This window comes from Collinsella aerofaciens (genome assembly GCF_040926185.1).
Taxonomy (GTDB): domain Bacteria; phylum Actinomycetota; class Coriobacteriia; order Coriobacteriales; family Coriobacteriaceae; genus Collinsella; species Collinsella aerofaciens_BC.
On record NZ_JBCOIQ010000001.1, the window covers coordinates 1 to 13,196 of the forward strand.

Annotated in this window: 12 protein-coding genes; 7 read left to right on the forward strand and 5 right to left on the reverse strand. The window is 61.1% G+C overall.

All coding sequences use genetic code 11. From position 1 onward, the window contains the following. The 3 genes from AB5750_RS00005 to AB5750_RS00015 form a co-directional block, all read right to left on the reverse strand. On the reverse strand, positions 1 to 503 hold a 503-nt coding region (locus tag AB5750_RS00005; protein ID WP_368144989.1), incomplete at its 3' end, for a hypothetical protein. A 279-nt stretch (positions 504 to 782) separates the two neighbouring features. Then, complete coding sequence (locus AB5750_RS00010) at positions 783 to 1,523, reverse strand: ABC transporter ATP-binding protein (RefSeq protein WP_368144990.1); 741 nt, start codon at positions 1,521 to 1,523, stop codon at positions 783 to 785. Positions 1,524 to 1,528: 5 nt separating this feature from the next. Further along, positions 1,529 to 3,745 (reverse strand): hypothetical protein, encoded by a 2,217-nt coding sequence (locus AB5750_RS00015; protein WP_368144991.1) that lies wholly within the window; start codon positions 3,743 to 3,745, stop codon positions 1,529 to 1,531. Positions 3,746 to 3,889: 144 nt separating this feature from the next. Between AB5750_RS00015 and AB5750_RS00020 the strand changes: the two genes are divergently transcribed. The 7 genes from AB5750_RS00020 (at position 3,890) to AB5750_RS00050 (ending at position 9,832) form a co-directional block, all read left to right on the forward strand. Next, entirely contained in the window at positions 3,890 to 4,402 is a 513-nt protein-coding gene (locus AB5750_RS00020) for a hypothetical protein (protein WP_368144992.1), read from the forward strand. Positions 4,403 to 4,411: 9 nt separating this feature from the next. Beyond that, entirely contained in the window at positions 4,412 to 4,663 is a 252-nt protein-coding gene (locus tag AB5750_RS00025; protein ID WP_006235292.1) for a helix-turn-helix domain-containing protein, read from the forward strand. An 18-nt stretch (positions 4,664 to 4,681) separates the two neighbouring features. Then, positions 4,682 to 5,389 carry a site-specific integrase gene (locus AB5750_RS00030; protein WP_349104814.1) on the forward strand — a complete coding sequence of 236 codons (708 nt, stop codon included), beginning with the start codon at positions 4,682 to 4,684 and terminating at the stop codon, positions 5,387 to 5,389. A 396-nt stretch (positions 5,390 to 5,785) separates the two neighbouring features. After that, positions 5,786 to 6,073 carry an ACT domain-containing protein gene (locus tag AB5750_RS00035; RefSeq protein ID WP_006235289.1) on the forward strand — a complete coding sequence of 96 codons (288 nt, stop codon included), beginning with the start codon at positions 5,786 to 5,788 and terminating at the stop codon, positions 6,071 to 6,073. 77 nt (positions 6,074 to 6,150) lie between these two features. Next, positions 6,151 to 7,569, forward strand: coding sequence for a citrate synthase (locus AB5750_RS00040; RefSeq protein WP_368144993.1), 1,419 nt, complete (start codon positions 6,151 to 6,153; stop codon positions 7,567 to 7,569). A gap of 87 nt (positions 7,570 to 7,656) precedes the next feature. After that, positions 7,657 to 8,499 (forward strand): Cof-type HAD-IIB family hydrolase, encoded by an 843-nt coding sequence (locus tag AB5750_RS00045; RefSeq protein WP_368144994.1) that lies wholly within the window; start codon positions 7,657 to 7,659, stop codon positions 8,497 to 8,499. 220 nt (positions 8,500 to 8,719) lie between these two features. After that, positions 8,720 to 9,832, forward strand: a complete 1,113-nt coding sequence (locus AB5750_RS00050) for an IS110 family RNA-guided transposase (protein WP_368144995.1) — start codon at positions 8,720 to 8,722, stop codon at positions 9,830 to 9,832. Between the two features lie 344 nt (positions 9,833 to 10,176). Here the strand turns inward: AB5750_RS00050 and AB5750_RS00055 are convergent, their stop codons facing one another. Further along, positions 10,177 to 10,971, reverse strand: a complete 795-nt coding sequence (locus tag AB5750_RS00055; protein ID WP_195444904.1) for a Cof-type HAD-IIB family hydrolase — start codon at positions 10,969 to 10,971, stop codon at positions 10,177 to 10,179. Between the two features lie 206 nt (positions 10,972 to 11,177). After that, positions 11,178 to 12,998 (reverse strand): adenine deaminase, encoded by a 1,821-nt coding sequence (locus AB5750_RS00060; RefSeq protein ID WP_368144996.1) that lies wholly within the window; start codon positions 12,996 to 12,998, stop codon positions 11,178 to 11,180. Positions 12,999 to 13,196: the final 198 nt, after the last annotated feature.

Here is a 13,196-nt window from a genome sequence, read left to right on the forward strand (position 1 = left end):
AGGAGCATCGCGGTCCCCGCGCCGATTATCGAAAACACGGTCTGGATAAGGCGCCGGAATTTGGGCACGGGCGCCTTTGCCGCCGGGGTCCCGGGCCTTGTGGCGCCGAGCACGAGTATCGACGAGAGAAGGAAGGGGATGAAGGGAAGGAAAGACGGCGCCTGGGCAATGGCGTAGGGCAGGAAGGAGAGGAACGGCAGGTCGTTTGCGGAGGCCGGGATATCCGCGATGCCGGAGCTGCTCAGGGCACGGCAATACGCGAGGTCTGCGTCATTGGTCTCCTGGTCCCCCACGATGGACCCGGATTGGAAGCCCTCGTCCATGAGCGCGTAGTAGCTCTCGGCAGAATCGAGAAAGGCGGCGTCGGTTTGAGCGGCGAGGGCGGCGTTCGCGTATCTTGCAAGCTCCGCGTCATTTTGCTGCTCTGGAGATAGGTCTGTGCCGCTGGCCTGGGGCGCGCGCGTATTGAATGCGTCGACAAAGCTCTGCATGCCCTGTTTCATAAAGAAGGGCCCGTAGATGGGTGAATTGAACGCAATGGGGACGGAGAAGGCTGCGGCGAGAACGAGCGTAGAGATCCATACGGCCTTGTCTCTTAGGATTAGTTTGAGAAGAAGTCGACAGTACATTTGGAAGCACCTACGTTCCTCAAAGCATCGTTAGATTAATAATGACAGACCGAATGAAGATGCGTGCGATGGGGGCGAGGCGAATGGCTGAGCGGTATCGATACGCGGGTTCAACGGCATCACATTGACCACATAGATTTTTAACTTGCATTTCTACCCGCCTTTTTCGTAGAGTCGCCGATACGTGCTTAGCGCACCCTCGGCGCGTCCGGCAGGCTTTGCGAAATGGGATCCAGGAGACTTCGGCGCAGCATCATCTTGCGGAATGCTTCTAATGAGCCTCCCATCCTTCAAAAACAGAATCTCATCGCACAGCCTATCGACCGAATCCAAGATGTGGGATGACATGATGATGCACGTACCAGAATCGGCCAGCTTCCTGAGGATCTCTGAATGCAAGCCCACCCTGCTGGGGTCGAGCGCGTTCATGGGCTCATCTAATAGAAGGTACCGCGCACCCGTCGCATACGCAATCGCCAGGGTAAGCTGCTGCTTCATGCCCTGGCTCAGAGTGCGGATCCTCATCTTCGCGAACTCGCCTATCTGCGTTTGTTCCACTATCTCTTCGATATCGCGAGCATGCGGCCACATATCGCAAACCATCTTGAGGTGATCTTCCGCACGCAATCCGGGATACAGCAGCGTCCCCTCACCAGGTGCATAGAAGATCATAGAACGGACCTCTCTCGCACCCGTACCCTGCACCTCATCCAGAACGATGCTCCCGTCCACGCGAGGACCCGGCAAACCTGCCATCGCACGCAGCAACGTCGTCTTTCCATGCCCGTTCGGAGCGACGAGACCGTAGACCGTACCCGGGGCAAACTCAGCGTCCACCGAATCTACGAGCACCTTCTTTCCATAAGAGATCGTCAGCGTTTGAAGGTCAATCATCGAGATCATCCCCTTTCGATCTTCGGAACACCCAGGCGCACCAACAACGGAGATACGGCGCCCAAGACCACCAGCAGAGCGCCCGATGCGCCGACGACCTCTCCAAAAGGCATCGCGTTCGTCCCTCGCCCAAGGAACCCAATCGTCCCCACCTGGGAAGCGGGATCAAACGAGGCGAATGGAGCCAGCAGCGCGGCGCCCATGCCCGCGCTTTCAACATGAGCGCTCAACGAACCCAACACCAAGAGAACCGCGCAAACCACTCCGGTGACAACGGGGCTGCGGCTAATCGCTGCTGTCAACGCAGCGACGACGGAAATCACGCCGTATGCCATGACCAGCAACGGAACGCTACGCAACACCGCCTCCCCCACCATGGACGTTGTCGAAGCTCCCGCCCGAATGAGAGCGACGGGATACTCCGATCCACCCGCACCGTTCTTAATCAAGGACACAACCGCAGCGGGAACCATCGACACCAAAAGCAGCGCCAAGCCAAGCAGGAGAGACAGCGCAACAGCCGTCAGAAAACGCACATGCGCTGTTGCGGGGACTTGGAAAACCAGAAGGGAACGGCACCGCAGGTAGGTGCACGCAAGCGATGTGACAACCACGGGCAACAGCCAAAACAAGGAAGGAAGCGCTGCCTGGAGATAGGAAAGGAGGATTAATGGGGGCATCTTCGTACTTAACTCGTAAACCTTGGGGTCCGGCAAGCTCGCGATCGACTCGAGCAGAAGGGCGCGCGCCTCCGCACGAGAAGGAGTCTCCGGCTCGATTCCGATCGATTGCAGGAGAGTCGCATCTGCCGCGCCCAGCTCACCTCGAGCGCGCTCGTACGTCGCAAGGCTTCGAAACCCCTCCGCAGGCATAGGCGCGTACACGAAGCCCGAAAGAGCATCCCGCATGTCTTCCAGGGCCGCTTTGCCCTCGACGTCCATATTCGCAGCGTTCTGCTCTAGATACCGATCTATTGAACGGAGCTCCCCATCCCTATACCGAACAGCGGAAACGTTATCAGCGTCAGGAAACATCTCGACCAGAGCCGGGGCCAGCATCGTCGTCGACATTGCAATCGCGCATACGGCGAGGGCAGGAGAATGCAGGAGCAGTTTCCCCATCGTTCTTACGTATGCAACGGCGGAGGCACAAGCGCTCGAACGAGTTGCCGCTCTCGATGCGGTGAAGGAACCTCTCTCAAGACAAATCGGGGGCATCGGGCGCGCGCAGCCGCTCTTTCCAGCAACGCAAAGCAGGCTAATTGCCAGCACCTCGATCCCGATTGCGCATACGAGGGTAATCGCGCCACGCTCGAAGCAAAGTCCGGGCAGATTCACTATCTGCGTTGTCGGGTACGGGCTATAGGCGCCGACGGTCAACTCGGTGTTCGCATACGAAAGGGGATTCAACAGGGCGAACTCACGTAAAGCGATGGATCTTCCGTAATACCCGGGAACCATCGTCACCCCCATCAGGGCACATACGAACACGATTCCAAGCGTAGGGTTATTGGCAATCTTCACGGCAAGGTGAACGACAAGCGAGATGAACGCTGCCACCAAGAATTGCAAGATGGCCGTCTGCGCGAACACCAGCCAAGCCGGTTTGATAACCGGAGTCGCATATTGAATGTAGCCTATCGGATAGAACGGCGAGCCCGGGCCATTCTTCACAAGCGCGGCGATTATCCCTGGAAGATTGATGGCGAGGACGGCAAGCATTGCAAAAACACTCGCCCATACGCTCGATGCAACAAGTCTACCCAGCTCGCCCATCGGTGCCTGAATGATGAGCTTTTCACGTTTGTTAAGACGCGCGGCAAGGAACGAGACGGCAACGGCCGTTGCGACCCATAGCAAGTACTCCTTCGATCCGTCATAATAGGTGTACTCTCCATCCGATACCTGCAGAAACGGAAGTAGGGGAGAGAGCGGTGCCAAGATAAGACGTCCCGCGGCAAGAGGGTACAGAAGCGCGGGCATGCTTGATGAAGAGGTATAGACACCGTCCTCCCCCGCATTCACAAGCGCATCCGCATAGGATGCTGACAATTCCTGCTCAACACGGGTTATTCCCGACTCGAGGTATTCGACCCGTCCGTCGATGCCAGCCGCGCTCCTGAAGACGGGCAGAGCACAAAGAACCATCAACGCAACAACGACAACACAGAGCGACCTGGAGGAGAGAAGCGACCTAAAGATCGCCTTCGAGATTTTGAGCATACGTATCACCAGCTCGTTTCAACACGATTCAGCCCGATGCGCGGGGTTTCAGTTGCAGCATGCTGTGATTACTTGCCGGCAAAGTCAATTTAACATAAACTGTTAAAAAGTAACCTGAGTTTTTTAAATTCTTCGGAGGTTATTATGAGTTCCGACAATCGCACTCCCCGGCTTCATTCCTTCCGCATCGCATGTGCGATAGCCTCTGCGACCCTTTGCGCCACCGCCATCGCACAAGTGGCGTTCTCCTTAAAGCCAGCAATCGAAGTGCTCGACAACCCTGTAATTGCAGACTCCCCCGTGTATCCAGCCCTTGCGATCTCGACATTGGTCCCTGCCGTCATCGGTATCGCTACGACCATCCTCAGCGCCGTTCTCGTGTGGACGATCAAGAGCGGAGACCCCTTCAAGAAAGGGTCTGCGACATGCTTGAAGGTGCTCGGCATTCTCTTCGTTGTTCAAGCTGCCACCAGCCTCTACGCCGGCTCACTCAAAACCTCCGTTTCGATGTTTGGCGGCGAGGGGGCCGTCGGCGCCCAAGAGATCGCTTCATCATTCGATTGGACCTCTCTGGTTCTCGGCATCGTCCTGTTCATGCTTTCCCAGCTCTTCTTGTACGCCCGAGAGCTGTACCTCGACTCCGACGAGATTGCGTAAGGAAACGCCATGCCCGTAATTGTTCGCCTCGACAAGATCATGGCCGAGCGAAAGATTTCCTCGAACGAACTTGCCGAAAGGATTGGAACCACGCCCGTGAACCTGTCCCGTATTAAAAAAGGGCATATTCGCGGCATTCGCTTCAACACACTCGAGCAGCTATGCCTCGCCCTTCGTTGCCAACCCGGAGACCTTCTCGAAGTCATGAGCGAAGAGGATGCCCGAAAGGAGTTCGGACTCGATTGGTCCGCCGAGGATTAGAGGGCGGTCGTACTCGCCCTGCACACGGGGATGCGAATCGGCGAGGTCTGCGGCCTTCGGTGGTGCGATGTGGATTTCGAGACGGGCCTGATCTCGATCAGACACTCGGTGGCGTACGCGAAGGGAATGGGTTCGTTCATCAAGGACACCAAGACCCATGACGCCAGGGGTATCCCCATCGACCCGGTCGGCCTACTCCCCTTCCTGAAGGAGACCCACGAGATCGACTGCGGAAAGCTGCGCTTGCGCGGCCTTACCGGGGCGGTCGAGATCGGGGACTGCTACATCCTGTCGGAGCCGGGCGCGACCTTCGCGACGACAAGCTATATCCGCAGGGCGTTCAAGACGTTCTCGGAGACCAACGGCCTCATGGGCACCAACGACGAGCTGATCACGTTCCACGGCCTTCGCCACACGTTCGCAACGCAGTGGATCCGCCAAGGCGGCGATATCAAGGCGTTCCAATCGATCCTCGGCCACAAGGACGCCATGGCGACGCTCAACGTCTACGCCGACATCGAGCCCATCTCCAAAATCCATAACATGCTGCGCGCCACGCCGTGCCTTTGGCGCGGGCACCTCGGGCCGAGGGTCGATCCGGGTCCCATGTTCCAACAGAGGATCCAGGAGTCCATCGAGACGCTCCAGGCGTTCGGCTACGGCATCACCGAGCCGGACGACCGAAATATCGCCATACGCGACGTGAAGACGAACAGTTGGCTCTAGCTCACCGAGTACGCGGCAGTGCTGGGCCCATCCCAACTGAGGTCACGGTGGTCCGATAGGGGCGCCGCCCGCGGCATGCGCCGCGGAGCGGTATCCCCTACCGAAGGGCGGGGATGCCCTCCGCTTCCAGTTCGGAATCAGCCGTCGGAGGCGTTCGGCTGACTGCGGGAACGGCCTGTCCGCTCAATGTGTTCGGCTGAGATCGGAAATCAACCCAACACGAGCCGGACACGCGCCAGACGGCTCTTCCCCGTACGGCCTTCCCCCTTACGCTCATGTTGCAGGCATGTAACGCCGCAGCGAGCGCGCCTTTTTTGCGCCAGACAGGTACAATGATGAACACTGTACCGTAGCGGAGCGCCCCGCGCGCGCCGCAATCACGCGAAAGGGTTTCCCATGGCCGAGATCTCGTCCTCCCGTATCGTCATCACCGTCCTTGGCAAGAACCGCCCCGGCATCGTCGCCGGCGTCACCCGTGTCCTAGGCGAGGCCAACGTCGACATCCGCGACATCACGCAGTCCATTATCGAGGACATCTTCACCATGACCATGCTGGCCGATACCGCCGAGTCCAAGCTCGACTTCGCCGAGCTGCAGAAGGCGCTGGCCGAGGCCGGCGAGCTTTCGGGCGTCAACGTGTCCATCCAGCGCGAGGACGTCTTCAACTTTATGTACCGCCTGTAGCGAGCAAGCCGCTGGGGATAGCCTGACGCGCGCATGCCCATGCAAGTCACCCCGATGCGGCCCGGAGAGGAGCGCGCATGGCCTACGACGCCAAGAAAATCTATTACCGCTTCGACGACCACCTGAGCCGCCTGGTCTTGGATTACGAAGCGAGCCGCCAGATTTCGCCCGAAAGCGAAAATCTCTACTATGGCCTGCCGACTGACCCTTATGACGAGGGCCTATTTGTTGAGCACAATGTCAAGCGCGGCCTGCGCAATGCCGACGGCTCGGGCGTGGTCGCGGGCCTCACTCGTATCTCGGATGCGCACGGCTACAACAAGGTCGACGGAAAGGTCGTGCCCGACCAGGGCAAGCTCACGCTTCGCGGCTACAGCATCGAGGATCTGGTCAACAATGCCCAGGCCGAAAATCGCTACGGCTACGAAGAAGTCGCCTATCTGCTTATCACGGGTTCGCTACCCAACAAGGAAGAGCTCGGCGGCTTCTGCGAGCGCCTAGGTGCCTTTAGACATCTGAGCGACGAGTACGTTAAAGAGTTCCCTATGACCACGGTGTCGTCGAGCATCATGAACGTGCTCCAGCGCGCCGTGCTGCTGCTCTACGCCTTCGATGCCGAACCAGACGTGATCACGCCCGAGCACGAAATCGACGTCGCCATTTCCATGCTCGCACGTCTCCCGCGCATCGCCGCCTTCGCACACATGGCCTCGATCGCCAAGCTTCGCGGCTCCGAGGTGCACGTGCCGCACCCCACGCCCGGTCTCTCCACCGCCGAGACCATCCTACAGGTCCTGCGCGGCGGCATGGCGTTCACCCACGATGAGGCGATGCTGCTCGACGTTATGCTCATGCTGCATGCCGAGCACGGCGGCGGCAACAACTCCACCTTCGCTTGCCGCGTGCTGTCGTCTTCGGCCACCGACCCGTATTCCGCCTACGCCGCGGCTATCGGCTCGCTCAAGGGCCCGCGCCACGGCGGCGCCAACGCCAAGGTCGTGTCCATGCACGAGGACATCCGTGCGCATGTCTCCAATTGGGAGGACGAGGACGAGGTCGCAGCCTACCTGGGCAAGATTCTCGACAAGCAGGCCTTCGACGGCACGGGTCTCATCTACGGTATGGGCCACGCCGTCTACACGCTGAGCGACCCGCGCGCCGAGGTGTGCCGCCGTTATGCGCGCACGCTTGCCGCCAAGAAGGACCTGGGCGAGGAGTTCGCGCTCATCGAGCGCATCGAGCGCCTGGCACCGCAAGTGATGCGCGATCACGGCATGACCAAGCCCATCTGCGCCAACATCGACCTGTACACGGGCTTTATCTACAAGATGCTCGGCGTGCCCGAGACGCTCTTTACGCCGCTGTTCGCCGTCGCCCGCATGGCCGGCTGGTCGGCGCACCGCATGGAAGAGCTCTTCTGCGCGCACCGCATCATCCGTCCCGCGTATCGCCCGGTTATCGAGCCGCTGGAGTATAAGCCGCTCGCCGATCGCTAGGACGCGGACCGTTATAGAACCCGAGCGTGGCCAGGGCATCACCGCCCTCGGCCACGCTTTTTATGCCAGTAGAAAGGGCTGCATCAAATGATTGTATTTTCCGATATGGATGGAACACTGCTGACGAGCGATAAGCAGATGAGCGACGCCACCTGGGCGATGCTCGACGAGCTTGCGCGCCGCGGTATTGAGTTTGTGCCCTGCACGGGGCGCCCGCTGTCGGGCATCTTTGAGCCCATCCTCGCCCACCCCGCCGTACACTACGCGGTCTGCGCCAACGGTGCCAGCGTCTGGCAGCTCGACGCCGGTACGCCCACCGACACCTCACGTGCTACGCACATTTTGAGCCGACCGCTCGACCGCGCCATCGCCCACCGCGTCCATAGCATTGCTGCCGGCCATGATGTGACCTTCGATATCTTCGCGGACGGGCAGTGCTTCCTCCCCCGCTCGCTCTACGCGCGCCTGGACGAATTCTGCGGCGGCGACCCCCACATCGCGGCTTCGCTCAAGCGTACGCGAACACCGATCGACATGGATATCGACAGCAAGATCGACGAGGTCGAGACGCTCGAACGCATCGCCATGTACTGGCACGACCCGGCCGATCGCGACGCCATCGCGGCGGAGCTCGAAACGCTCGGAGGCATTGAGGTCACGCGTTCGTACGCCATGAATATCGAGGTCATGGGCGAGGGCGCCACCAAGGGAACGGCATTGGCTTGGCTATGCGGGCATCTGGGCGAGTCTCTCGCCGACGCCTGGGCCTTCGGCGACAACATCAACGACATCCCCATGCTGCAGGCAGCGGGCCATGGCATGGCCATGATCAACGCCGAGCCCGAGGATCGCGAGGCCGCCGACGCCATCACCGAGTTCGACAACGACCACGACGGTGTCGCCCGCACCATCATGGCCGCCCTCGCCTAGTCATCGACTAGTCATTGGGGACATTCTTAAACGACTAGTCACTGGGGACACTCTTCGCAAAAAGCTGCAAGGACTGTCCCCCACTGCCGGCAGAGACGATATGAGCAGGACATAAAAACATTGAGAGCCCCTGCTGCATGAAAGACCGCGGATTAGGCCGACAATGGTGAGTGTCTAATTCAGCCGCGGCGGCCACGCCGCATTCATGGAAGGGGCTCCCATGCTCGATACTACCACCTTCATCGGCCTCGACGTCCACGCCCGCTCGATAAAGGCCGTCTCCCTCGACGTCATGACCGGGGAGGTACGTGCCGCGACCTTCGGCTACGACGCCGGCGCCGTCGCGGAGTGGGTCCGTTCCATGGACCCCAGGGCCAGGTGCGTGTACGAGTCCGGGGTCACGGGCTTCGACCTGCAGAAGAGGCTCTCCGGCCTCGGGGTCGACTGCGTGGTCGGCGCCGTCTCGAAGATGATCAAGCCCAGCGCGGACAGGCGCAGGAAGAACGACCGCAACGACGCCGAGTTCCTCGCCCGCATGCTGTCGGTCGGCAACGTGGTCGAGGTGTGGGTCCCCGACGACGAGTGCGAGGCCGCCCGCGACCTGACCAGGGCGCTCGAGGACGCGAGGGACGACCTCTCGCGCTCGAAGCAGCGGCTCTCCAAGTTCCTGCTCAGGCACGGGCTCGTCTTCGACGAGAGGACGCCCACCGGCCGCAGGAAGGGCAACTGGACCCGGGCGCACTGGTCCTGGATCGAGTCGATTAGGTTCGCGGAGGGGGCCGACAACGACGTGCTCGCCTACTACGTCGACGCGGTCAGGCGGGCGGCGGAGGAGAAGGCGAGGCTCGAGGGGCTCGTCGAGGCCGAGGCCCGCAAGCCCAGGTGGAGGAGGAGGGTCGACTCCCTGCGCTGCCTCAAGGGCGTCGACACCGCGACGGCCGCCGACCTCGTGTTCGAGGCCGGCGAGTTCTCGAGGTTCAGGAACGCCCGGTCGTTCGCCGCAGGGGTCGGCCTGACGCCCTCCGAGCACTCCAGCGGGGAGAGCGACCGCAGGGGCGCGATCACCAAGGCGGGCAACAAACACCTGAGGAAGGCGCTGGTCGAGGCCGCGTGGCACTACCTGACGTGCTCGGGGCGGCCGAAGGACCTCGCCAGGGGCCAGGCCCCGGACCGGGTCGCCCGCAGGCATGCCGCCAAGGGCGTGCGGAGGCTGGTCGAGAGGCGGGAGGCGCTGCTCGCGCGCGGGGTCCACAACAACAAGGCGAACGTGGCCACGGCGCGCGAGCTCGCCTGCTGGGTGTGGGCGGTCGGCCTCATGGCCGAGGAGGCGTAGGGGGCCGGTCCCCCGCACATAAGCCGATCACCCCGGAAGCGGTTCGATCCGAAGCCGTTGAGGCGAACCTCAGGTCCCTTTTCTGCGAGCGCCCAGGGCGCCACACGCGTGCACAGACTGTCGGTTCGACGAAGAAGCCTCAGCCGTAGCAACGGATTGCCCAGCGAGAGATCGCCACGGGCGGATATTAAACTGCAAAGACGAGCGTCGGGAAGACACGCCGAGGTCGCCGCGGACGGGTTGATATAGGGAGAGGGCCTGACCCCATATCGTTGGGGCCAGGCCCGATTTTGCCTCTTGACAATGTCCTGCTCATATTAAAAGGAACGTCCCCATCTGCCGGATTAGGAGAGACTCTCCAGCACGCGACGGAGCTCATGCTGAACGGCGTGGTCGCGGTTGCAGCCTACGACGCGATCGGCCACCGCCTTGAGCGCGGGGCGCGCATTTTCCATCGCGCAGCCCGTGCCGACAAAGCGAATGATCTCGTAGTCGTTCATCGAGTCGCCAAACGCCATGACCTCGTCGCGTTCGACGCCATAGTGCTCCATGAGCTGCTCGATTCCCGAGGCCTTCGACACACCAGGCTGCATGGCATCGATCCATGCGTTTCCAGAAGGCGCAAAGGTAAAAAGCTGGCCAAGCTCGCGCTGCAGTACGTAGGCACTGTCCATAACGGCACAGTCATCGCAAAAGATACTCGCCTTGATGATATTTACGCTGGGATCGGGCAGCTCCCAAATGCGCTCGGCATTGGGAAGGTCCTTATCGACCTCACGCACGAACTTGCACTCGTCATCGAGCAAGAAGGACTTGGTTCGGTCAAAGAGCGCAAGATGCAGATTGGGAAACGTCCTGACGGCTTGGGCGAGCCTTCGAATCGCCAGGTGCGAATACACCTCACGGTCTACCATCTTACCGTCGGCGTAGACTTGGGCGCCGTTAGCGGCAACAAAGTCCATCTTGTCGCGAACGGGCGCAAAGAACTCACACAGGCGATCGTAGCGACGACCTGACGATGCGGCGAAATGCACGCCATGCTCGTGTAGCGCCAGAATCAATTCGTAGGTCTCGGGAGGCACCTGGCCGTTTTCGTCAAGCAGTGTGCCGTCCATATCGGATGCAATCAGTTTAAACATAGAAAAGCTCCCTTCGGGCTTGTTGGAATCGAACGTGTATCCGATTCCAACGTACCCAAAGGGAGCTCAAATAAGACTCCGCGGGCGCAAACGTTTCAAGGACCTGGCAAATAGCTCACACATGCCAGAGGTCCTACGGTCGCGGCGTCAGGCAGCCCGCCAAAGAGTGTCCCCGACGACTAGTCGTTTAAGAACGTCCCCGATGACTAGTCGGCATAGGTGAAGGTTGTAACGTCGAACATGCCCTCGGGGCGGATGCGGAGCGTCGGGATGACCGGCAGGGGCAGGAAGATAATGCCCATGATGGGGTCGAGCGGCGGCTCAATACCCATGGCGCGCGCCTTGACCATAAAGTCGTCGTGCTGCGCGGCAACGTCCTCGGCCGTGCCCTCGCTCATAAGGCCACCGAGCGCCAGCGGAATGCGCGCCACGACCTCGCCGTTGCGCACCAGCACGTGGCCGCCCTGGCCCACGGCCTCGACGGCAGCCATCATATCCGCCGCATTGTCGCCCACCACGCACACGTTGTGCGAGTCGTGGCCGATCGTGGAGGCAATGGCACCACCGGTGATGGTGAAACCGCGCACCCAGCCGCGACCGATATGCTTGCCGACCAGGCCCAGGCCAGCGGGGCCGTCGCCATCGGCGCCCTCGGCCTGCAGCGACACGCCGCGGCCGTGACGCTCGATCAGCATAATGCGGCGCAGACCCTCGGCACTCTCGGGGCGAGCCACGCCCGTGATGGCCTTACCCGGTACCACGTCAATCACGGCCTCGCCCGGCTTAAAGGCATAGTCGAATACGTCGAGCGAAAGCTTCGGCAGCTTAACGGAGGCGCGCAGCTCATCGGCAAGGGCTGCAACCTCGGCCATCTCGGGTGCAATCTCGCCCACAAAGGTGCCATCCTGCGCCACCAGGGCACCGGCGGCATAAACACGATGCGGAGCCGTGGCAAACGTCAGGTCATCGAGCAGCAGCAGATCGGCGCGTTTGCCCGGGGCGATTGCGCCGCGGAGCTCGTGCGGGTCGCGGCAGCCGTGGTCCAGGCCAAATGCCTCAGCCGTGGAAAGGGACGCCATGGAGATAGCGACCACCGGGTCGACGCCGGCCTCGATGGCCACGCGGCAGGCGTTGTCGATCATGCCGGTCGAAAGCGCATCGGAGGGAGCGCGGTCGTCGGTCGCAAAGCAGCAGCGGCGGGCGCGCGCGGGATTCTCCAGCAGCATCGGCGATAGATTGGCCAGGTCATGGCTGCACGTACCTTCACGCAGCATCACATACATGCCGCGAGATAGCTTGTCGAGTGCCTCCTCGGGAATCGTCGACTCGTGGTCGGCGATAATGCCCGCTGCGGCATAGGCATTGAGGTCCTTACCGGCAACGAGCGGCGCGTGGCCGTCAACCTGCTTGGACGGCGTCTGGTTGGCAGCATCGATGCGAGCACAGGTCTCGGGGTCGGCCATAAAGACGCCCGGCAGGTTCATCATTTCGCCCAGACCAAAGACATCGCCTGGATGCTCGGCAAAAAACGCCTGCATATCGGCAGCCGAAATAACGGCACCGGCCTGCTCGTCGGGCAGCGCGGGCACGCACGAAGGCATCATGTACTTGATGGAGATGGGCGCGCGGCGACCGTCCTCGATCATAAAGCGCAAGCCGTCGAGACCGGCAACATTGGCAATCTCGTGGCTGTCGGCAATGGCGGTGGTAGTACCGCGCGTCGCGGCCATGCGAGCATACTCGGCGGGACGGATGTTCGAAGACTCGATATGCAAATGCCCGTCAATAAAACCGGGAGCGAGATAGCGACCCTGGCAGTCGATGACCTCGGTTGCCTCGTAGGTGCCAGCGGCATCGTCGCGACCATCGTAGAGCACGCCGACGATCACACCGTCCTTGACGGCAACGCTACCGGGCGCCACACGCTGGCCATACACGTCGACGATCTGCGCATTGGTAAACAGCGTGTCGACGGGCACGCGGCCCTCGGCGGCCTCGATCACAGTCCTCATGACCTCAACGGACATACATACTCCTTTAACCGTAGAAAAAAGCTGCGGAGCGGACAAGCCTTCACCGCAGCATGCTCATAGCCATTGTATGCCCAAACGATGGGTCAACAATACGCCTCTCCGCTTAACGGCACACGCCGCTTAGCGCAATGGGAGCAGGTTGCTTTGCGCCAATGACAAGGAGCGTCCCTAGATGCCGGCACAAAAGGAACG